Here is a 21,634-nt window from a genome sequence, read left to right on the forward strand (position 1 = left end):
GAACCAGAGATAGAGAGGGCGGGACCGGAATCCCCCCTCAGCCTGAGCCGGGCCGTTCACCTGGGCCCATAGCCTTTGAGTGTCATGAAACGAACCGACGACCGGCTGCTCCCGGTCCTGCTGATCTGTGCCCAGGCCCTGGTGTGGCCGGTGGCTCCGCTGCTGCGCGGCACCGTGCCGACCGCGGCCGACCTGCTCGTGGCCGCCCTGGTCGCGGGACCCGTGACGGCCGCGCTCGCGCTGCGCCGGACCCGTCCGGTGATCACGCTCATCGTGGTCGCCGCCGCCTGCGCGGTGGGCGCCGGCCCGCTGCCCACCGGGGCGATGGCGGTCTTCGGCACCGCGGGCGTCGCGCTCGCCCTGTTCACGGTGGCGGCCGAGCGCGACACCTTCACCACGGTCCTGTGCGTGGTCACGCTCGCGCTCTGGCAGTTCCTGCAGGACATCACCCTGCACGGGCTCAGCGACAACAACGGTCTCGACCTGGTCCTGATCACCCTGCTCTACGCCACCGCGTGCGGCGCGGGCTTCTCCGTACGCCGCACCCGTCGCGCCCGACAAGCGGCCGAACTCCTCCTGAACCGCGCCGAGACCGAGCGCCACCGGCTCCCGGCGGCCGAACGGCGCCGTATGGAGCGGGAGTTGCACGACGTCAGCGCCCACCATCTGACCGCCGTGGTCGTCACCGCCGGCGCCGCGCTCGGCCTGCGCGAACGCCGTCCCGAACTCGCCGCCGAGGCACTGGAGTTCGCGACCGAGACGGGCCGCGAGGTCACCCGGGCACTGAGCGCGGTCCGCGCCCCGGCCCCGTCCCGCGAGGAACTCCCCTCCCCCGAGGAGCGGTTGCTCTCCCTGATCGCGGGCTTCCGCCGCCTCAACCAACCGGTCGACCACGAGATCGAGCCCCTCCCCGACGGCGCCGTCGCGGACGCGGCCTACGGCATCGTCCGCGAGGCCCTCACCAACGTGGCCCGCCACGCTCCCGGCGCCCACACCACGGTGACCGTCCGCTACGGCGACACCCGCACCGACATCGTGATCACCAGCGCGGCCCCGCCGTCCGGCACCCCGGCCCACGGCGCGGGCCTGGGCGGCGGCCGAGGCCAGGGCTTCCTCCGCTCCCGGGCCCGGGAGACAGGCGGCACCCTGACCACCGGCCCGACACCGGAGGGCGGTTGGGAGGTACGCGCGATCCTCCCCGGCCGTACGGCGGCCCCGGTGGAACACGTCGTCCCGCGCAGCTACCGCGCAGCCCAGGTCGTCGCCGCGTTCGGCCTGTGCTTCCAGCCCCTGCTACCGGTCCTGATCATCCGCGCGGACTCGACATCGACCAGCACGCATGTGTCGGCGGGAGTCCTGTTCACCTTGCTGGCAGCAGCCCAGGCGGTGGCACTGCTATGGCTGCGCAGAGCACCGAGGACTGTTCAACTGGCCTTGATCGGCTTGGCGTTGCTATGGCCCCTGGCGATGAGCACGGGCAACTACACAGGCCCGGTACTGCTCCCACCAACACTGAGCATGCTGGCAACATGCGCTGCCCTCACGGCCTTTAAGGGGCGCGGGGCTGTATCGATTTGCGGCTCCGCCGCGGGGCGCAACCAGCCCCCACGAGCGCGCACCTGCCGACTACCTCAGGCCCCTCTCTCTGTCTTCCTCATCGCAGCCACAGCCGCACACGCCACCGCCCTGACGATCGCCATCCTGCACCGAGGCACAACCACCCCCACCTGGGCGGTGGCCACGGCGGCAACTACCGCTACCGCACTGGCAATTGGCGCGGCCTACTACGCCGGATCCCTGATCGCCCAACGCAACAAGGCAACCCAGGGCGCCCAATCAGAACAACTGGCCACCTGGACCGAGGAAGCCGTAAGAGACGCCTGGGCCGAACGCCGCCGTATCGCAGCAGGGCTGGAAACCACCGTCCTGGCCCGCACCGCAGACATGATCACGGAAGCCGAGGCAGGCCACCTCGACGCGACAGCCGACCGCGCCCGAGAGGCCCTCGCAGCGATGCGCGCCCTCCTGGACGCGGTCCGGGACGCCGACGAGACGACAACCCCCGCCCTGCGCCCCCAACCCACCGTCCAGGCCCTCGACTTGCTGGCACACCAGTGCCGGGCCACCGGCCGAGACGTACAGATACGCGTGACCGACCGCGTACCGGAACGGCTCCCCACCGAAGTGGACCTCGCCGCCTACCACGTCGCCGAAACCCTCCTGGCGACCGGCGACAACGACCCCGCCGTACTCGAACTCGACGCGGACGACGCTACGTTGACGATCACGGCCACCGGCGTACCCCGCGCCGCCGGCACCGCCGTACGGGACCGCTTGGCGGCAAGGATCGCGCCGCTCGGCGGCACCCTGACGGCCGGCCGCCCACCGGGCACGGTCCATCTCCGGCTGCCGCTCGCGGCGCCGGACGGCGAGGAGAGACAACGATGAGCCTCAGGGTGCTGGTCGTCGACGACCAGGGCATCGTCCGGGCGGGCTTCGCCGCCGTGATCGACGCCGAGGACGACATGACGGTCGTGGGCGAGGCCGCCGACGGCGCCACCGCGGTGGTCCTGGCCGCCGAACTCGCCCCCGACGTCGTCGTGATGGACGTACGGATGCCCGAACTGGACGGTATCGCCGCGACCCGGATCATCACCGCCCGGGAGGACGCGCCGCGCGTCCTCGTGCTGACCACCTTCGACCTCGACGCCTACGTCTTCGACGCCCTGCGCGCGGGAGCCTCCGGCTTCCTCCTCAAGGACGTGCACGCCTCCGAACTCCTCGACGGCATCCGGGTGGTGGCGAGCGGCGAGAGCGTGCTCGCCCCGTCCGCGACCCGGCGGCTGATCGGCCACTACGCGTCAGGGGCGGGCACGGGATTCCGCTCCTCCGACCCCAACTCCGGCTCCGGGAACGGCCCGCGTGAACTGGAGAGCCTCACCGGCAGCCAGCGCAACGTCCTCGCCCTGCTCGCCTCCGGCCTCAACAACGCGGAGATCGCGGCGGAGTTGGACATCACCGTCGGCACGGTCAAGTCCCACGTCAACGCGCTGCTCCGCAAACTCGGCCTGCGCGACCGCGTCCAGGCCACGATCCTCGCCTACGACCTGGGCATCACCCGCCCGAACCCGCCAGGCGCGGACCACCTCTGACCGCCAACACCCCTTCAGCCACCGGCACTCAGGAGTACAGCCATGCCCCATACCGACGCCCACAGCGCCCGTTCCCCGCTGCACCGACTCGGCCAGAACCTCCGCGACCCCTTCGCCCTCGCCTACCTCGGCATCTGCGTGGCCATAGTCGTCTGGACGGTCGTCGTGACCGTCATGGACGACTCGGGCGAGTCCATGGCGGGCGTCATCCCCGTCCTCGCCACCGCCCCGGCCAGCCTCGTGCTCCTCGTACTGCCGGAAGGCAAGGCCATGTTCATCGTCGCCGTCGTCTTCGGCGCACTGGTGAACGCCTCGATCATCGGCTGGTGCGCCCGCGCCCTGCGCCGCGGCAACCAGCCGGACGCGACCCGCTGAGCCCCGGGCGGGGCTAGGCTGAGGCCGCGGTGTTCGCCCTGCTTCGCATCGGGCACAACCACCGCGTCGAAGGACTGCGGCATGAGGCACGCGCCCTGCACCACGCACCAACCGACCACAACCCACGAAGAACGGTCCCTACGCCCCCTGTTGACGGCCGTTCCCCCGCCCCCCGACCCGGCCCTGCTGACCGAACTGCTCCAACTACGCGTCCAGAACGCGCAGTTGACGGTGGCCCTGGAGACCCGGGCGGTGATCGACCAGGCACGCGGCATGGTGATGGCCCTCGCCCCGTGCTCCAGCGACAAGGCCTGGGACCTGCTGGTGGGCGTCTCCCAGCACTGCAACATCAAGCTCCGGGCCGTGGCGGCGGCACTGGTCGCCACGACGGAGGACCAGACGCTGCCGGCCCAGATCCAACGGGAGTTGCGCCGCGCACTGCGCCGCCTCCACGCGGCGGAACGGCCGTAGCAGATCAGGTGTGGATGGGGTCGGCACCGGGAGCTGTGGTTCCAACTCTCCGGTGCCTTCGTCCAGAACGGCCGACGGACGCCCCTGCTGGGTAGCCCGGCCCGCGGAACCTAAACAGCCCGCAATCTACGTGAACTGGCGGACCTACTCGGGACGTTGTGTCCGGTCGTTGTGCGCCAGCCCGTCCGGATGGTCCTCCGTACGCTCACCGAGCGGAAGTACCAGCACGCGTACGGGTGTTGAGTCGTCCTCGCGCTGGATCCGCCCGACCTCCCGCCACCCCCAGCCCTTCAGGGCGGCCAGGATCCACCGGGCGGGCTCGTCGACCAACGTGACGCCCAGCGAGGCCTGGTGGTCGGTGAGCAGCCGCTCCTGCATCAGACGGGCGAGCCCGCGCGCGTGCTGGTGCGGATGGACGAGGGTCTCCAGGATCGCGAACACATGCCCGGACGCGGTGAGTTGCTCCAGGTTCTGCGGCAGCGGCCCCTCGAACCCCTGCCACCACGACCCGTCGCGCGGCACGGAGAAACCGCAGACGCACCCGGCCAGGGCCGCCGCCTCGGCGACGAGCATGTCGAAGCCGGGCAGTTTCACGTCGTCGGCGAGCCGGAGCAGGAACTTCTGCCGGTCGTTGAACTCCTCGCCCGCCTCCGCGTCGGAGGACTCCACGTACAGATCCGCGAGATCCTCCCGCAGGCCCTCGGCCTGCCAGCGGTTCAGCCGGCGCAGCCGCACCGTGTCCATGGCGTCCGCCACGCCCATGACGGTCGGCTCCGGCTTCTGGCCTTCGGGTTCGTGCGCTTGCAGCGGGCTGCTCATGAGACGCCTCGGTTCAGAAGACTCGGTGGGGTGGTGCGGCGCCGGGGTCTGGGACGTCTGTACAGCAGCATAGCCACGGGTATCACGAAAACCCGTTCGAATGAGCCTGTTTGAAAGCCGTCCCCCCGGGCACTCCTCCGGTGTGCTTCGGACCGGAGGCACCCCCGTGGGAGCGGTGTTCGCTGCTCCCCAGTGTGCTGCGGTCTGCCGACCCCACGGTGAGTGACACCACCGATGAGGGAGCACGTCCCCATGCAGGCCGAACGCACCCGTAAGACCCGTACCACCAAGCGTTCCTACGACGACTCCCCCGACACCACCGAATCGTTCCGCCGTATCGCCGCCCTGTCGGACGGCCCGGAGCGGGCGGCGCTCTGCCAGGAAGTGGTGTGCGCGTGGATGCCGATGGCCGTACGGCTGGCCCGGCGCTTCCGGCATCGCGGCGAGTCCGCCGAGGATCTCACGCAGGTCGCCCAACTCGGCCTGGTCAAGGCGGTGTCACGCTTCGACCCGAGTCTCGGTACGGCCTTCCCCAGCTTCGCCATCCCGACGATCCTCGGCGAGGTGAAGCGGCACTTCCGTGACGAACTCTGGGTCGTCCACGTCCCGCGCCGGGTGCAGGAGTTGCGCGGTCAAGTCCGTTCCGCCGACCACGAGTTGAGCGCCACGCGGGGCGGGACGATCTCCGGCGTCCAGGAGATCGCCGCGCACACCGGACTGACGGAGGCCGAAGTACGGCTGGGCCAGGGGGCGTTGGAGGCCTACACCGCCTGGTCCCTGGACGCCGTACCCGGCCACCCCACGGACGGCCACCCGCTGACCGACACCCTCGGCGACATCGAGCCCGACTTCGACCTGATCGTCAACCGCGAGGCCCTGCGCCCCCTGTTGCGGGCGCTGCCCGAGCGTGAGCGCGAGATCCTCTACATGCGGTTCTACTGCGAGATGACCCAGGCCCGCATCGGTCTCCAGCTCGGCGTCTCCCAGATGCACGTCTCCCGCCTGATCACCCGCACCTGCGCCCGCCTGCACGACCAGGTGATGGCCGAACCGCGCGCGTTCAGGAGGGCGTCGTAACGGCACTCGGCGTGGTCATAGCGGGACTCGGCATGTTCGCCGCCTCCGCGACCAGCTCACTCCCGGTCGACGTACGCGACGGATCACTCGCGGCGGTCATCAGCCAGGCCGCCGTGGTGGGGTCCGTCTCAGGGGGTACGACGAGCAGGTCCCAGCGACTCGTCCGGTACGACAGGAGCAGCAGCTGGTGCGGGTCCTGCTCGGCCAGGAACCAGCCCACCTTCACGACATGCCCCTCGACCGGCACCTTGCGCGGGAAGGCGGCCGGCCAGTGCGTGGGATTCACCGTGACCCGCGTGATCCGCCCCCACAACGAGTCGAGCACGGCGACCAGCGGGGGAAGCTCCGCCGCCAGATCCCGGGACCGGGGCCACCAGGCGCCGTCCAGCAGAGCGGGCGCCGACCCGAGCGGAGCCAGCGACATACGAAGCGGAAGGTCGGGGGTAAGGGCGGAGGCGGGAGCGGCGGGGACAGTCATCCCGTCCTCGGGCGTCGGCGTGATGGAAACGGGCGCAGTCATGACGCGAACCCTGCTCTGGGCCGATCGCGACCGGCCCGGCGTATTCGATCGCCGAAAACGACACGGGCATGGAGGCCGGTGCGCGGAATACCCTCGGTGACTTCGAGCGTACTCCCCAGGTACCAACCGCCCGCTCTCCGTCCCCGGCGCTCCACCCGCTCAGGCACCACCCCACCCGGTCGAGTGATCGTCCGGGTCCTCGGTCTCGTACAGACTGGGCCCAAGACGCGCGGCCAGGACATCACCCGCGATGCGCGCCACGGCCACCGTCCCGTCGTCACCCGACGTCAGCTGGGCGTAGTACGCCGGAGCCGCCCAGTCCATCGGACGATGGAAGAAGAAATCGACCGTGTCGTCCGGATACTCCCCACGAAGCAGCGGAACAACGGTCCCCAGCTCACCCTCCACACCAAGCCCACTGACCACCACGACCACCCGCCCCAACTCCGCCCGCCAGACCCGCACATGCGCACGGCCGGACCACCCCGGCGTGGACTGCCACGGGTCCTCGTCACGGATCAGACGGGCCGGATTCACCGGATGAACACCCTCAACTGCCATACAGCGCCCCCGTTTTCGCCCAGGTCGTCATCATCGCGCACGACCACGACCACGGTACGGACGGCCCGGCGAGCGCAGCCGACCGCACACGACCACCTCGTTCCCGCCGACCAACTGTTCACCATGGCCATCACCAAGGGGTACCCGTTCCTACATCCAGGACATCCCCCTGCGTGTCCAGAGCGTCCGGCAGGTGAACCCGTCTGTGACAGGGATACGGCTCGGGCGCGGGCCGCGCCCAAGCCGGTGCTGCCTATTTCGTGCCGCGCAGGTTCCGTGCGGCGCCTCGGTCGAGTCGGGTCGTGGGCTGACGGGTTTGCGTCGTGAGCCGTTTGATGTCACGGCCGAGCTCTTGGTCACGGGTCCTGCTGTACTCGGCGTACTGCTGTCGCAGGTAGACGGGCAGGTCCGCCGGCGGCGGGGCCTGGCCGGAGCCGGCGATGGCCGCGATGACGCCGCCGATGCTCCGGGCCCGCTTGGCCTTGCTCCAGAGGCTCATGCGACCACCGCCAGGCCCGTGTCGTCGTCGCCGTATGTGGTGCCGGTGGTGCCGGGCTCAAGGCCGCCGTCGGACCACTGGGTTGCCTGGGCGAGTGCCAGGTCGAGACCGGCCAGGGCGAGCCGCGGTGCGGGAAGCGAGCCGCCGTAGCCACTGTGCTGGTGGATCGAGCGGGCGTAGCGGATGGCCTTGTCCTGGGTGCTCTCCACGACCTTGCGCGTTGCTTCGGTGCGTATGCGCGCGCTTTCTCGGGTCAGTTGGCCGACGAGCCGGGCGGCCTGGCGCACCACGATCTCGCGCCTGGCGCGCAGCGCGGTCTCGGTCGACCGGGTGCCGTGCAGTTGTGGGGCGAGCACGTCGAGCGCCTCGGTCACCGTCGAACCGTCCGCGAACTCCGACTGGTAGGACAGGTAGGCCACCCCGCTGATCACGAGGGTGAACAGCCCGGCCATGACGGCGGTCAGGAAGCGCTGGTCGGAGGGGCCGTCGAGAACGATCCGCCAGGCCATGGCCGCGCCGAGGAACACGGCGATGAGACAGCACAGGAGGAGTTCGGCCACGAGGGTCTTCGCCCCGCCCTTGGAGAAGTCCCACCCGCCGTGCGCGGCACGGTGCGCGCGATGACGTCTGCCGAACAGTTTCATGGCCAGCGCGACCCCGAGCGTGCCCAGCAGTCCGAACAGCAACGCGGTGACGGCTCGGAGGACGCCGTCGGAGGTCAGCCAGAACCGGCGCAGGTCCACGTTGATGAACTTGGCCATCAGGAAGGTCAGGATGACGACGTCCAGCCCGAGCAGCGCCAGCAGGACCTTCTTCACGCGGGCGGAGACCCGCCGGTGCGCCCGGGAACCGGCCTGTTCCTGCTCCTCGACGAGCGCCGACCACTCGGCGTGGCGTCCATGGGCCTCGTCCGAGGTGTAGGACTCGCCGTGCGGCCCCACGTAGCGGCGCTCGCCCAGGGAGGCGATCTGGTGGTCGATGAACTGGGCCTCGGCGTGCAGGCCCTTGATCGTCGCGACCGTCGGTTCGACGGTCCGGGCGGCCTCCGTCCTGGCCCAGGCATCGGCGCGGCGCTCAGCGGCCCTGCGCAGGCTGTCCTCGGAGTTGGTCCACTCTCCGGCCGGGCGATCGCGCCCGATCCGCCGCGCCTCGCCGACCAGTTCATGGCAGCGGACGATCTTCGTGAACGGCATGGGGCCCATCCCCACGGCGGAGGTGAGGGTCTGTGTGCCAGGGATACGGACGCGTCCGCGCGGGACGCGGTCCGCTCCTCGTACGGTCCTGTCGTGAGTCATTGCGGTGCTGTCGTGAGTCGTTGCGGTGCTGTCGTAGGTCATTGCGGTGCTGTCGTGGGTCATGACGGGTCGGGTCCTTCTTTCGTGGTGACGGTGATCTCGACCCGCCGGTTCTGGCGGGCCAACGGCTCGGCGAAGACGCCGCCGGGCATGTTGTCCACGACGGGCCGGGTGGAGCCGACCCCCTCGACGGGGCCGAGGAGGTCCGGGTCCACACCCAGGCGCACCAGCCGGTCGCGGACGGCACGCGCCCGCGCCGCGGACAGGGCGAAGCCGCTCGCCCCGCTGCCCACCTGGGCGGTGTGGCCGGTGATCCGTACGACGCGGTCGGCGGGGCAGCCCTTGAGGCTGTCCGCGACCGGCTTCAGGTAGCGGTCCGCGCCCTCGCGGAGGGTCGGGTCGTCCGCGCCGAAGGTGACCGAGGCCGGGACGACGAAGGTGCCCGTGCAGGAGGTGGGGGTCGCGGCCACCGGCACCACCGGGACGGGCCGGTCCGACGCCGACGGGAGCCGTGGGACGTCGTCGCCGCGCACCGTGCAGGACGCGGCCCCGGAGGCCGTGCACACCGCTCGCCACAGGTCGGTTATCCGCTTGGCCGCCGGCAGCGGCAGCCCCGGCTGCGTGCCGTACGCGATGCCCAGGCCGACGAACTCGACGTGCCGGCCGCTCCCGTCGGGAACGAGTCCACGCCGGTGCAGGTCGCGTGCCACGGCGGCGGCGTCGAAGTTCCAGCCGAGCGTGCGGACGTCCAGCGGATCGACGGTCTGGACGCCGGACGACACGAGGACGATCGTGCCTCCGGCCGGGGTCGACTGGAGGGCCCGGCGGTAGGTGCCGAGCAGGTCCAGTCCGTCCGCGTTCGGCGTGTTCACGGTCAGCGCCGAGCGCAGCCGCGCCGTCTTCTCCAGGACCTTCCGCCTCGCGGTGGCCGAGTCCTGTTCGACCTCCGACTCACCGCGCATGGGCGTCAGATCGACCTCGGTCACCTCCGGGTCGGTGGACACGACCACGGAGACCGTCCCGTCCCCGGGATCGGCAGCGCGCAGGGCGTGGCGCACCGCGAGGTCCTCCAGGACCGGGGCCCACGGCGCCGGTTCCGCCATGCTGCCGGTGACGGCGATGGTCAGCGGTTCCGGGGCCGGCACGGACCCGCACGCGGTGAGGGTGCCCACCGCCAGGCCGGCCAGGCCCAGGGTCAGTGACAGGGCACGCAGTGCGCGGGCCGCGTACGGCCTTGTAGGGGAGTCCGTCACGTGGCGGCTCGTCGACCGGAAGGCGGTCACGCGGCACCTCCTCGACGCGCGACGGAGGTCAGGTGCCAGCCGCCCCCGCAGTACCGACAGCGGTACGCCCGCACCACCGTCCACTCGGCGCGCACGCCGTCGCGCTCGGCTCGCGCCCTGGACTCCCGCGCCGCCACCAGGAGAAGCCTGGCGTCCTTGCGTTCGCCGAGCCGCCGCTTGCCGGTCTCGGCACAGACCGGCCAGTTCCGCCGGGGCCTGCGTCGTCCTCGTGTGATGGCCATGGATTCCTCCGTCGCCGCTCGGGACCTGGGACCGGCCGAAGACCGTGCCCCACCGTGGAGGAAAGGAATAGCGGGCGGCTTTCCGCCCGCCTCGTGGAAATCACGAGATGTCCAGTTCAGGGCCCGGTCGTGAGGCCTGGTCGTGCGGCCCGGTCGTAGGGCACGGTCTTCGGCCGTCCTGGGGCACGGTCATCGGCCGGTCCCGAGGCACGGTCATCGGCCGGTCCTGGGCCCCGTCGTCAGGGGGTCACGAAAACCACGACCCCCCGCGCGACCGCTGTTCCACACTGAGGGCGCCAAGGCCCGACAGACGTCACGGGGGTACATGAGATGTCGCTGTCCCAGCAGGAAGACCGGTTGTCGCTCGTCGACTTCCTGCCCGCGCCGAGCCGGCCCACGAATCCCTGGGCCCAGATCCTGCGGGATCTGCACGCTCCGGCCCCGATGAGCCACTGGTCGACCCGGGTGACAGCGGCACGCATCCACCGCCACGACCGTCTCCGGCCGTTCGCGACCCGGGGGTTCCTGCTGGTGGTGCTCGCCGTGCTGTTCGTCCTCGCCGACGGCGTCCGGCCGGCCGCGTGGGCCCTGTTGTCCGTGGGCGTGACGCAGACACTCCTGGAGATCCACCTCGACGGCCAGGCCCACGGCGGCAAGAGGGCGCGGTTCGCCCTCACGCGCCTGCTGCTCGCCTGGCAGGACAACTGGCAGTGGGAGCGCACGCTGCTCAACGCCACCGGGTTACTGGGCGGGATCGCCGTGCCGGCGAACGTCGTCGCCGTCCTGTTCTTCACCGGCCCGGGCCACCCCGGCTGGGTCAAGGTCGCCGCCCTGGGGGTGGCTCTCGCGTACGCCAACTCGGGGATCTACCAGGTGCTCACGGACGGCACCTACTACTCGGCCAACCAGAGCCTGCCCCGGATTCTGGTGACGCTGCGGGCGTACGGCTGGCTGCTGGTCACCGGAGTACTGGCCCTCGTCGTGGGCCTGTCCGTACACCTGGGACGGTGGCATCCGGAGATGGTTCCGCTGGCATGGGCGGTGTGCGCGCTGCCGTACGCGGTCGGCCTGAAGATGCGCGACTACGACCGCTGTCTGCGCGCCAGCGGCGAGGAGGCCGCCGTCGCGATGACCGAGGCCCGTAGTCGGCTGGCGCAGGACTTCCATGACACGCTCAACGCGGTCCGCTCGCTGAGCAGGGCGCTGGCCCGCGACGACTCGGTCAGCCCCGAGTACAAGATCGATGCCGCCGACCTCGCGCCGAAGCTCACCCTGGTCAAGGAGATGGTCGACGAGTACGCCTGGGAGGCCCAGGGCAGGGAGATCACCCTGGAAGGGGTAGTCGAACAACTCGGGCGCGACCACTCCCTGCGCGTCACCGCCGAGTTCGGCCTCGGCGAACTGCGCCCGGAGAACCGGGAACTCGTGCGCCAGCTGATCACCACGGTCGTCGCCAACGCCGCCCAGGCGATGGCGCGCCTGGAGATCCACGATCGGCCGGTCTCGGTGTCCGGACAGGTCTCGGACGGAATGATCCACCTGAGCATCCGGGACCCGCTCCCGCTGATTCCGGCGGCCGCGTGGTGTCCCGACGGCAGCACACTGGCGGTCATGCGGGGCCGGCTGCGCCGGCTCGGCGGTGACATGACGCAGACCGCGGTGGCCGGGGGCAAGGAAATCCGCGGCGTATGGAGTGTCCGTCCGCCCAGGCTCAAGAGGGGGTCCACACGATGACGCTGGAATATCTCCTGGTCGACGACCAGGGCAAGCGCAGCCGGGTGTTCAAAGAGCAGGTGTCCGTACCCGGCGAGCTGGAGTTCAATATGGTGGACGACCCGGAGCGGCTGCTGGGCCTGAGCCCGGACGACCTGGAGGAGTTCGACGGCGCGATCGTCGACTTCCATCTGAACACCTCGTCCAGCTCCGGCTACCGCCCGCTGACGATCACCGATCCCGCCCTGTACGACGAGCCGGTCGAGGTGCGCACCGGCATGGGCGTGATGCTGTACCTGAAGCAGCACGCGCCGCTGATGAACGTGTACGGCATGACCGAACTGCCGCACGGCCACGCGCAGTTGTTCCTGGCCGCGGCCTCCGTCTGGCTGGGCGCCGAGCCGCTGAACGTGGACGAGCCGCCGGAGATCCTGCGCCGGGTCCTGCTCGACCGCGACGGGGAACAGGCCCACCTCCAGGCGTCCCACCGGAAGATGCGCGACTCGGCCGAGCCCTTCCGCCGGCTGATGGACAGCTGTCTGAGCCGTCGACACCTGACCGAGGCGTACGACTGGCTGCGCTGCTACCGCGAGTGCAACGGCCCCCGGGCGCACACCCAGGTCGCGGGTGCCGTCCGCCGCCTGCTGGGCCTGCGGATCCGGGTCGACAACGAGAAGACGTTCTTCCCGATGATGACGCAGTGGCAGAACGACCTCGAAGCGTTCGTGCGGGCCTGGGGCAACGACACCTCGGACTGGCCGGACCTCTCGGCGGGCGTCTCCGCGAAGACCTGGGCGGAGCGCAACCCCGTGCTGGAGTACGTGAAACCGGGCGCGTACGACACCTTCTTCAACTCCAGAGATGTGCGGGCCGCGTTGACGTACTACCGCAACATCGCGCCGGAAGGCGAGCTTCCGTGAGGATCACCCCCATGACAGCGCCCGCATGGCGGCCCGCACGAGTGGACACCACCGGCCGGCCGGGCGGTGAGATCCTGCTCGGCGTCGTGGACGGCCGACACGACAGCGACGACCCCACGTTCGTGGTCGCGCAGGGTTTCCTGGCGTTCGTGGAACCGTTCGAGATGCAGCGATTCCAGGTGATCGCCGCGATGCTGCGCGCGCGGCTCGTGATCGTGGAGACGCCGGGCGCCGGATTCGCCTCCTCACGGCTGCTTCCCGAAGAGCGACGCGCGTTGTTGCGGGGCGACTTCAGGGCGCCCGCGCGGCGGATGCTGCGTGCGGCCACCGAGGTCATCGGCTCCGACGGGCCCGCGGGTACGACGGGCGTGCTGGGCTACTCCCTCGGGGCGTCCTTCGCCGCTGCCATGGCCGCCGTCTCCGGTACCTCCGGGACGGGGCCGCCGATGGAGACCGTCGTGCTGGTCGAACCGGTCGCCGTCCGGCGGTGGAGCGCGGCGGCCCTCGTGTCGGCCGTACGCCGTGAGAACCGTCTGGTCGGGACCTACCTGGCCGAGACGGCCACGGTGGCCGGCGCCGTCCCGCCCTTGGAGGCCCGCCCGGACGAGTCGCCGAGCACCCGCCGCCGCGCGGACCTGCTGCTCCTCGCGAACGCGCTGCGCGCCGGCCGCCTCTCCACCGACCTCGGGGCCGCCGCACGACGCCCGGTCCGAGGGACGCGCCGCCTGGTCGTGGTCCGCGGAGAGCAGAGCTCCCTGTCGCCTCGGCATGCGGTGCGCGACCTCGTGACGGCCGCCGAGGGGCAAGGCATCGGAGCCCGCCTCCTGAGCGTCCCCGGCCCGCACGCCTTCTGGCACTCGCTCCCGGCGGTCGGCTCCGCCGTGACGGACCTGGCACACGCGTTGGGGACGTTCCCCTCGTGAGCTCTTCACCGACCGGACCGGGCCGGACCGCCGCGCGGCTCAGAGGAATCGCCGCGGTGGCGCTCACGCTCGGCGTGGTCTGCCAGTTCGTACAGCGAACGGACCCGACCCCCTCGCTGCTGTACTTCACGGTCGACTCGGCGATCCTGGCCGCGACCGTCATGATCTGGCGCCTGGTGCGCGGTCCCGCCGGCACCGTCTGGGGCGACCGGGTCCGGGGCGCCGCCGTGGTCGGGGTGGTGTTCTCCTCGCTGGTCTACGTGACGGTGATCGCACCAAGCAGTCCGTCGGGCACCTGGTTCGGCGCCCACGACGACGCCTGGGCACGTACGGCGACGCTCTTCCTCCATGGGGCAGCACCGGTCCTGGTGATCGCGGAGTTCCTGCTCTCCCCCTACTCCCTCCCCGCCACCTGGCGCGAGGCCACCCTGCTCGCCTGGTGGCCCACCACCTACCTGGCCGTCGTAGGCACCCTCTCGTGGTCGGGCGCGGCAACGATGCCCTACCTCTTCCTACGTCCCTCCCGGTTCGGCGCTGTCGCCGTCGCGGCGGCCGTAGCCGTCCTCTACGCCATCGTCGTCGCACTCGGTGTGGCACTGGCAGCGACTCATCACGCGGTCCGACGGCACCACCACACCGTGGGGACCCGGTAAAACGCCCTCATCGTCGCTGCGCGTCAAGGCCGGGCAACACGGGTCTGCCGATGCTCCTCCGATTGATGGAGCGCAGCCAAGGAGTTAATGGAGTGCAGCCAAGCAGAACGACAAGCAGGCCGAAGCCGCTCCGCGCAGGCCGTGAACGCGCCGTCGCCTGGGGCGTGCACGCTGCCACCCGATCCTGCTGCTGCCTACCCGCACGCTCTGGCTCTCGATACCGGACCCAGCCGACCGTGATGGCCGACTCCGCAGGGCGCGCCCCCAGAGGCAACCTGGGAAGAGGACCGGGGGTCAGGGAGGCGGGCGGACGCGTCCGGCGCGGCTCGACCGGTCAGAACAGCCGGCCACAACCTTGCGCAGATCACATGCCCGATTGGCCCGAGTCTCGGGTCGAACAAAAGCAAAAGCCCCAGGTCACGGCGAGTGAGTCCTGAGGCTTCCACAGAGCCGCCTTCGGGATTCGAACCCGAGACCTACGCATTACGAGTGCGTTGCTCTGGCCATCTGAGCTAAGGCGGCGCGCTGTCCACACCATGGTGCGATCAGCAACGTCGGAAAGTCTACACAGTTTCCGGGGGTGCTCCGTACACCCCCCGGACGCACCCCCGGACGCAGCCGCGCCGAGGCTACGAGCAGCGCTTCCCCTCCCCAGGAGGGGTCCCCCGGAGCAGATACCTGTCGATCGCGGAGTCGATGCACGAACTGCCCCGCCCATACGCGGTGTGCCCGTCCCCCACGTACGTCAGCAGACGAGCCGACGAAAGCTGGCGGGCGAGGGACTGGGCCCAGCGGTACGGCGTAGCCGGGTCGCGGGTGGTGCCGACGACCACGATCGGGGCGGCGCCCTTCGCCTCGATGCGGTGGGGTTCGCCCGTCGCCCTGACCGGCCAGTACGCGCAGTTCAGGGAGGCCCAGGCGAGGCCGTCGCCGAAGACCGGGGACGCCTTCTCGAAGGCGGGGAGGGCCTGTTCGACCTGGTCGGGGGACGAGAACGCGGCCGGGAGGTCGAGGCAGTTCACGGCGGCGTTGGCGAACATCAGGTTCGAGTAGCGGCCGTCGGCGTCACGCTCGTAGTAACTGTCGGAGAGGACGAGCAGCCCCGCGCCGTCGTTCTCCTTCATCGCCGACGTGAGCGCCTCGCGCAACTGCGGCCAGGCCGCCTCGTCGTACATCGCCGCGATCACACCGGTGGTGGCGAGCGCCTCGCCGAGCTTGCGGCCGTCCGCGTCGCCGGTGGGGACGGGGTGCGCGTCGAGCTTCTTGAAGAAGGCCTTCAGGTTGTCGCCGACCTGGGCCGGCTTCGTGCCCTTGCCGCCGAGCGGGCAGTCCGTCTGCCGTACGCAGTCCTTCGCGAACGACTGGAACGCCGTTTCGAAGCCCGCCGTCTGGTCGAGGTTCATGCGGCGCGCGGGGAGCGACGGGTCCATCGCGCCGTCCAAGACCACCCGGCCGACCTTGTCCGGGAACAGCCCCGCGTACGTCGCGCCGAGAAACGTCCCGTACGACGCCCCGACGTACGTCAGTTTCCGGTCCCCCAGCACCGCCCGCAGGATGTCCATGTCCCGCGCCGCCTCGATCGTCGAGACATGGCGCAGGACGTCGGGCGAGTGCGCGCCACAGCCTTCCGCGAACTTCTTGTACTCGCCCACGAGTTGGGTGGTCTCGCGCTTGTCGTCGGGGGTGGTGTCGGTCTGCGTGAACGCGTCCATGGCCCGCCCGCCGAGGCACTCGACGGGCTCGCTGCGGGCGACGCCGCGGGGGTCCATCGCGACCATGTCGTAGCGGGCGCGGACCTCGGCCGGGTAGCCGATCCCGGCGTACTGCTGGAGATAGCCGACCGCCGAACCGCCCGGCCCGCCCGGGTTCACCATCAGCGAACCGAGCGGCTTGCCCTTGCCGGTGGCCTTCTTGCGGGCGACCGCGAGCCGGATGTCCCCCGCCGTGGGCTTGGCGTAGTCCAGCGGCGCCTTCATCGTGGCGCACTCGAAACCGGGCACACCGCAGGTGTGCCAACCGAGCTTCTGCCCGTAGTACGACGCCAGGGTGGACGGCGTCGACTTCGGCAGCGCGGCCAGCGCCACGTCCGCGGCCGCACTCGTCGCCGTCGTCGAACTCCCCGAGGAACACGCGGACACGAGCAGCGCGGCGACGGCGAGCAGAGTGCCACCGGTCCGACGGGTGCGATGGCTACGGCGGCTTCCGCGGCTTCCATCGCGTCCGTCGCGTCCGTCGCTTCGACGGTCCTGGCTGGGCTGACTCGGCTGGCTGCGCTCGCTGGGCCGGCGGAGGGGGCGCCTGATCTGCATCGACCGAGCGTAACCCTGCGCGATCACTTGAATGCCCTGCGTACGCGATCCACCCCGGAAGAGTTACGCCGTCAACCTCACGCCCGAAGATCCGCCCCTGCGCAACCCGCTGGTCAGCCCGCTCTGAGCGCCAACGTCATCGCCTCCACCGCGAGCAGCGGCGACACATTCCGGTCGAGCGCCACCCGGCACGCCCCGATCGCCTCGATACGGCGCAACGTGGACTCCGGGGAACCCGCGCGCGCGAGCCGCTCCAGCGCGTCCTCGGCATCCGCGTTGGCGATCGCCACCCGGGAACCGAACTGGAGGGCGAGCACATCCCGGTAGAACGCCGTGAGGTCGGTCAGCGCGAGGTCGAGACTGTCGCGCTGCGTACGCGTTCTCCGGCGCTTCTGCTTGTCCTCCAGGTCCTTCATGACCCCGGCGGTGCCCCGCGGCATCCGGCTGCCCTGGCCGCCGCCCATCGCGGCCTTCATCTCCTCGGTCTCCTTGTCGTCCACCTCCTCGGCCAACTGCTTCGCGTCCTCGGCCGCCGCATCCACCAGCTCCTGGGCGGCCTTGAGGCACCCGCCGACGTCCTCGACACGCAACGGCAGTTTCAGCACGGCAGCCCGGCGCGCGCGTGCCTCCGGGTCGGTGGCCAGACGGCGGGCCCGGTCGACATGGCCCTGCGTGGCACGCGCGGCGGCCGCCGCTACGCCGGGTTCGACGCCTTCACGCCGTACGAGCAGGTCGGCGATGGCGTCGACCGAGGGCGTGCTCAGGTTCAGGTGGCGGCAGCGGGAGCGGATCGTGGGGAGGACGTCCTCGATCGAGGGGGCGCAGAGGAGCCACACCGTGCGGGGGGCGGGCTCCTCTACGGCCTTGAGGACGGCGTTGGCCGACTTCTCGTTCAGCCGCTCGGCGTCCTCGACGAGGATGATCTGCCAGCGGCCGGTCGCCGGCGAGGTGAAGGACTTGCGGACCGTGTCCCGCATGTCGTCGGCGAGGATCTGCGTGCCCACCGCGGCGACGGTGGTGACGTCGGCGTGGGTGCCGATCAGCGCCGTATGACAGCCGTCGCAGAAGCCGCAGCCGGGGCTGCCGCCGAGTGCGCGGTCGGGGCTCACGCACTGAAGTGCGGCGGCGAAGGCCCGCGCCGCCTGATTGCGTCCCGCGCCGGGCGGCCCCGTGAACAGCCAGGCGTGCGTCATCTTCGACGCCTCCGGCGGGGCCGTGCCGGTGGTCGCCGCGGTGACGAAGGCGTCGGCGTCCCGAGCAGCGGCGTCGAGCTGCTCGCTCACCTTCTCCTGCCCCACCAGGTCATCCCACACGGTCATGGGGCACCGGCCCTTTCGTCACGTTTCGAGTTACGCGATCCATTGTGCGGGCCACCACTGACAACGAGGGTCGGGGAGCGGCTCGGGGGGGGGGGGCGAGACGCGAGTCGTCGCCCCCGCTGCTATCAGCCCCGGCGCCCCCGACCACGACCCCGCCCACGCCCGGTGCCGTCGTCGTCACGGCCGAAGTCGCCGTCCTCGCGCGGACCGAGCAGTTCGTCGGCCAGCGAGGGCAGGTCGTCCAGCGGAGTCTCCTCGGCCCAGTCGGGGCGCGGCCTGCGTCGGGGCGTGCCCTGCTCGTCGACCTGGGGAAGCTCCCGTGTGCGGTCCTCGCCATCGGCCCGGCCGGCCGGCCGCTCGTCCCGGAAGAAGCCCGCGGGCACCCGGTCCGACGGCCCCTGCCCACGCACCGGCGGCAGCACCGCGGTCTCGTCCGCGGCACCGACCGGCGGCAACACAGCCGTCTCCTCGGCAGCGGACACCGGCGGCAGTACGGCGGTCTCGTCCGCGGCCCCCGCAGGAGCGGGCGGTTGCGGCAGCTCGGCCGTCGTCTCGGAGTCATGTACGTCGGAGTCGCTCACCTCGGAATCGGGCGCCCCGGAGTTCCCGGACACCGACCGCAGCACAGCCGTCTCGTCCCCGGAACCGGAGCTCACCGGCCGCAGCACGGCCGTGTCCTCCGCCGACCGCCCACGCGCGCCCGTGCCGGTACCCGCACCCGACGGCTTCACCAACGGCGTCGGCACAGTCGACGCCTCAGGCCTGGCCTCCGGAGCAGCCGGAACCGGAGGAGTCACAGGAGCCGTCGGCTGGCGGGCGGCGAGTTCCGCCGCGGCCGCCGCCTCCGCCGCCAAGCGGCGGGCCTCCTCGGCCGCGAGCAGGGCCGCCTCGGCCTTGCGCTGCTTCTCCAGCCGCCGTGCCTCCGCCTCGGCGCGCAGCCGGGCCTCGTCCTCGGCCTGCTTGCGCAAGCGGTCGGCCTCGGCCCTGCGGCGGGTCTCCTCGGCGGCGCGGGCCTCTTCCTCGGCGAGGAGGCGGGCCTTCTCCTCCTCGGCACGCCTGCGTGCGTCCTCGGCGCGCTGCCGGGCCTCTTCGGCCTGGCGTTCCGCCTCGCGGCGCTGGGCCTCCTCCAGCTCGCGCCGCTTGCGCTCCTCCTCCTCGGCGCGCAGCTGGGCGAGCTGCTCCTGGCGCTCGCGCTCCAGGCGCTCCTCCTCGGCCTTGCGGGCGGCCTCTTCCTCGGCCTTGCGGCGGGCCTCCTCCTCGGCGGCCTTGCGCGCCTCCTCCTGGGCCTTGATCTCGGCCTCGGAGAGCGGCAGGACCGTGTCGAGCCGGTGCCGGATCACCGTGGTGACGGCCTCGGGCTCCTGGCCCGCGTCGACCACCAGGTAGCGGCTCGGGTCGGCGGCGGCCAGGGTCAGGAAACCGGACCGTACGCGCGCGTGGAACTCGGCGGGCTCCGACTCCAGTCGGTCCGGCGCCTCCGTGAACCGCTCGCGGGCGGTCTCCGGGTCCACGTCCAGCAGGACGGTCATGTGCGGGACGAGTCCGTCGGTCGCCCACCGGTTGATCCGGGCGATCTCGGTCGGGGACAGATCGCGGCCCGCGCCCTGGTAGGCCACGGACGAGTCGATGTAACGGTCGGAGACGACGACCGCGCCGCGCTCCAGAGCGGGTCGTACGACGGTGTCGACGTGCTCCGCGCGGTCGGCGGCGTACAGCAGCGCCTCCGCGCGGTGGGACAGTCCCGCCGACGACACGTCGAGCAGGATCGACCGCAGCCGCTTGCCGACCGGTGTCGCGCCGGGCTCGCGGGTCAGCACGACCTCGTGTCCCTTGCCCCTTATCCACTCGGCGAGGGCCTCGGCCTGGGTGGACTTCCCGGCGCCGTCGCCGCCCTCCAGGGCGATGAAGAAGCCGGTGCTCGCGGGCACGGTCTCGGGGTCGTCGCCGCCGAGCAGCGCGTCCCGCAGATCGTGCCGCAGCGGCACTCCCGCGCGGTCGTCGACCTTGGCCAGCACCAGCGCGGCGACCGGCAGCAGCAGGGCGCCGACCAGCATCAGCGTGAACGCGGCGCCGCCGTGCGCGAACACGAACTTGCCGTTCTCCAGGCGGTGCGGGCCGATCAGCGCGGCCACCAGGGGGGCGATCAGCGCGCCGAGCGCCACGGCGACCCGGACGACCGCGTGCAGGTGCTCGGTCGTGCGGGCCCGGCGGTAGTCCTCGGCCTCCTGGTCGAGCAGGGTGTGCCCGGTGTTGGCGGCCACGCCCGCGCCGATGCCGGCGAGCGCGACGATCAGCAGCACGGTGGTGACGTCCGGGACCAGGCCCGCGGCCAGCAGCGCGATGCCGGTGAAGGCGATCGCCAGCGTCAGCAGGCGGCGCCGCGACAGCGTCGGCAGCAGGGCGGGCGCCGTACGGATGCCGACCACGACCCCGCCGGTCAGTCCGAGGACCAGCAGTCCGAAGGTGACCGGGCCGCCGTGCAGGTCCTGGGCCTGGAGCACGGACACGGCGACGGCGGCGGAGACCGCCGCGGCGACGGCCGCGCAGGCGACCACGAGCAGCGCGATCGCGCCCGTACGGCCCTTGTCGACGCCCGTGCCGGTCCTGGGGCGGCGCAGCCCCTCAAGCGGCGACCGCGCGCGCGGGGTGCGGATTCCGGGCAGTTCCAGTGCGGTCAGCACGGAGAGGGACGCGGCGAACAGTCCGGCCGCGACGTATGAACCGAGCGCGGCCTGGTGCTGGTCGAACCAGGCGATGCCCGTGCCCAGCAGGTTGTTGAGCAGGGCCGCCACGACGAGGGCGGCGGCCGCGAGGGGGATCGCCACGAAGCTCGTGCGCAGCGAGAGCCGGCGCAGCGCGTCCATGTGGTCGGGCAGCGGCCGGACCGTGGCGCCCTCCAGCGGCGGGGCCGGCAGCAGGGCGGGCCCTGCGCTCTCGCGGCACACCGTCCAGAAGCGCTCGGCGACCCCGGTCACGAAGGCGGTCACCAGGAGCACGGCCAGTGCGTTGTCCGGAGTCCAGTCGATCCACAGCGGGGCGACGATCAGCAGCGCGGCCCGCAGACCGTCCGCGCCGACCATGGTCCAGCGCCGGTCGAGGGGCCCCTCCTGGGAGGTGAGCGAAGTGAGCGGGCCGAGCAGCACCGCCCCGAAGAGCAGCGTCGCCAGGATGCGCGCCCCGAAGACGGTCGCCACCGCGAACGCCACACCCCGATAACCACCACCGAACGAGCCCTGGGCAATGGCCGCCTGGAAGGCGAGCACGACCAGGACCAGCAGGGCGAGGGTGTCACCGACACCCGTCACGAGCTGTGCGCTCCACAGCCGCTTGAGCTGCGGTTGGCGCAGCAGGGCGCGGACGGCACGCTCGCGGGAGTCCGCGACAAGGGCGTCGTCGGGGGCCGGCTGGTGGGCCGTTGGCTGCTCGGCTGGCGTCATGCTTTCAGCCTATCGGCAGCCACCGACAACAAGCCGCGCCCGCCCGGACCTGCGCACGCCCCGACA

19 protein-coding genes and 1 tRNA gene are annotated in these 21,634 nt (G+C 71.6%); 9 read left to right on the forward strand and 11 right to left on the reverse strand.

Annotated elements, in window-relative coordinates; all coding sequences use genetic code 11:
* Positions 1–84 precede the first annotated feature (84 nt).
* From OG714_RS23400 to OG714_RS23415, 4 genes are all read left to right on the forward strand, one after another.
* The gene (locus OG714_RS23400; RefSeq protein WP_406123761.1) at positions 85–2,448 is read left to right on the forward strand and encodes a histidine kinase; all 2,364 of its coding nucleotides are present in this window, start codon (positions 85–87) and stop codon (positions 2,446–2,448) included.
* Positions 2,445–3,152, forward strand: coding sequence for a response regulator (locus tag OG714_RS23405; RefSeq protein WP_406123763.1), 708 nt, complete (start codon positions 2,445–2,447; stop codon positions 3,150–3,152). The genes OG714_RS23400 and OG714_RS23405 overlap by 4 nt, the downstream gene beginning before the upstream one ends.
* 42 nt (positions 3,153–3,194) lie before the next feature.
* Positions 3,195–3,527, forward strand: coding sequence for an SCO4225 family membrane protein (locus OG714_RS23410; RefSeq protein WP_406123764.1), 333 nt, complete (start codon positions 3,195–3,197; stop codon positions 3,525–3,527).
* Positions 3,528–3,608: 81 nt separating this feature from the next.
* A complete protein-coding gene (locus tag OG714_RS23415) occupies positions 3,609–3,998 on the forward strand; it encodes an ANTAR domain-containing protein (protein WP_406123766.1) in 390 nt (129 codons plus the stop codon).
* A gap of 144 nt (positions 3,999–4,142) precedes the next feature.
* On the opposite strand, the gene OG714_RS23420 is transcribed toward OG714_RS23415, so the two are convergent.
* Positions 4,143–4,817 (reverse strand): hypothetical protein, encoded by a 675-nt coding sequence (locus tag OG714_RS23420; protein ID WP_406123768.1) that lies wholly within the window; start codon positions 4,815–4,817, stop codon positions 4,143–4,145.
* A gap of 252 nt (positions 4,818–5,069) precedes the next feature.
* Between OG714_RS23420 and OG714_RS23425 the strand changes: the two genes are divergently transcribed.
* Entirely contained in the window at positions 5,070–5,894 is an 825-nt protein-coding gene (locus tag OG714_RS23425) for a SigB/SigF/SigG family RNA polymerase sigma factor (RefSeq protein WP_406123769.1), read from the forward strand.
* Here OG714_RS23425 and OG714_RS23430 read toward each other — a convergent pair.
* From OG714_RS23430 to OG714_RS23455, 6 genes are all read right to left on the reverse strand, one after another.
* Positions 5,878–6,414 (reverse strand): DUF5994 family protein, encoded by a 537-nt coding sequence (locus tag OG714_RS23430; protein ID WP_406123771.1) that lies wholly within the window; start codon positions 6,412–6,414, stop codon positions 5,878–5,880. The two genes, OG714_RS23425 and OG714_RS23430, sit on opposite strands and share 17 nt — an antisense overlap.
* A gap of 159 nt (positions 6,415–6,573) precedes the next feature.
* Positions 6,574–6,951: a hypothetical protein gene (locus OG714_RS23435; RefSeq protein ID WP_406123773.1), complete on the reverse strand. Its 378-nt coding sequence runs from the start codon at positions 6,949–6,951 to the stop codon at positions 6,574–6,576.
* A gap of 277 nt (positions 6,952–7,228) precedes the next feature.
* Entirely contained in the window at positions 7,229–7,474 is a 246-nt protein-coding gene (locus OG714_RS23440; RefSeq protein WP_406123775.1) for a hypothetical protein, read from the reverse strand.
* Positions 7,471–8,769: a hypothetical protein gene (locus tag OG714_RS23445; protein WP_406123777.1), complete on the reverse strand. Its 1,299-nt coding sequence runs from the start codon at positions 8,767–8,769 to the stop codon at positions 7,471–7,473. Before OG714_RS23445 ends, OG714_RS23440 begins: the two co-directional genes overlap by 4 nt.
* Before the next feature lie 59 nt (positions 8,770–8,828).
* The gene (locus tag OG714_RS23450; protein WP_406123778.1) at positions 8,829–10,052 is read right to left on the reverse strand and encodes an OmpA family protein; all 1,224 of its coding nucleotides are present in this window, start codon (positions 10,050–10,052) and stop codon (positions 8,829–8,831) included.
* Complete coding sequence (locus tag OG714_RS23455) at positions 10,049–10,294, reverse strand: hypothetical protein (protein ID WP_366320672.1); 246 nt, start codon at positions 10,292–10,294, stop codon at positions 10,049–10,051. Before OG714_RS23455 ends, OG714_RS23450 begins: the two co-directional genes overlap by 4 nt.
* 330 nt (positions 10,295–10,624) lie before the next feature.
* Here OG714_RS23455 and OG714_RS23460 point away from each other — a divergent pair, with 330 nt between their 5' ends.
* The 4 genes from OG714_RS23460 to OG714_RS23475 are packed head-to-tail and all read left to right on the forward strand — an operon-like array spanning position 10,625 to position 14,503.
* A complete protein-coding gene (locus OG714_RS23460) occupies positions 10,625–12,028 on the forward strand; it encodes a sensor histidine kinase (RefSeq protein WP_406123779.1) in 1,404 nt (467 codons plus the stop codon).
* The gene (locus OG714_RS23465) at positions 12,025–12,927 is read left to right on the forward strand and encodes a hypothetical protein (RefSeq protein ID WP_406123781.1); all 903 of its coding nucleotides are present in this window, start codon (positions 12,025–12,027) and stop codon (positions 12,925–12,927) included. Before OG714_RS23460 ends, OG714_RS23465 begins: the two co-directional genes overlap by 4 nt.
* A gap of 11 nt (positions 12,928–12,938) precedes the next feature.
* The gene (locus OG714_RS23470) at positions 12,939–13,850 is read left to right on the forward strand and encodes a hypothetical protein (RefSeq protein WP_406123783.1); all 912 of its coding nucleotides are present in this window, start codon (positions 12,939–12,941) and stop codon (positions 13,848–13,850) included.
* The gene (locus tag OG714_RS23475) at positions 13,847–14,503 is read left to right on the forward strand and encodes a Pr6Pr family membrane protein (protein ID WP_406123784.1); all 657 of its coding nucleotides are present in this window, start codon (positions 13,847–13,849) and stop codon (positions 14,501–14,503) included. Before OG714_RS23470 ends, OG714_RS23475 begins: the two co-directional genes overlap by 4 nt.
* 448 nt (positions 14,504–14,951) lie before the next feature.
* On the opposite strand, the gene OG714_RS23480 is transcribed toward OG714_RS23475, so the two are convergent.
* The 4 genes from OG714_RS23480 to tmk all read right to left on the reverse strand — a co-directional run bounded on the left by OG714_RS23480 (position 14,952) and on the right by tmk (position 21,568).
* Positions 14,952–15,025, reverse strand: a tRNA-Thr gene (locus tag OG714_RS23480).
* Positions 15,026–15,132: 107 nt separating this feature from the next.
* Complete coding sequence (locus OG714_RS23485; protein WP_406123786.1) at positions 15,133–16,812, reverse strand: alpha/beta hydrolase; 1,680 nt, start codon at positions 16,810–16,812, stop codon at positions 15,133–15,135.
* 113 nt (positions 16,813–16,925) lie between these two features.
* On the reverse strand, positions 16,926–18,131 hold the full coding sequence (locus OG714_RS23490) for a DNA polymerase III subunit delta' (RefSeq protein ID WP_406123788.1): 1,206 nt from the start codon (positions 18,129–18,131) through the stop codon (positions 16,926–16,928).
* A gap of 125 nt (positions 18,132–18,256) precedes the next feature.
* A complete protein-coding gene (tmk, locus tag OG714_RS23495; RefSeq protein ID WP_406123790.1) occupies positions 18,257–21,568 on the reverse strand; it encodes a dTMP kinase in 3,312 nt (1,103 codons plus the stop codon).
* Positions 21,569–21,634: the final 66 nt, after the last annotated feature.

It is taken from the genome of Streptomyces sp. NBC_00989 (assembly GCF_045162655.1).
GTDB lineage: Bacteria > Actinomycetota > Actinomycetes > Streptomycetales > Streptomycetaceae > Streptomyces.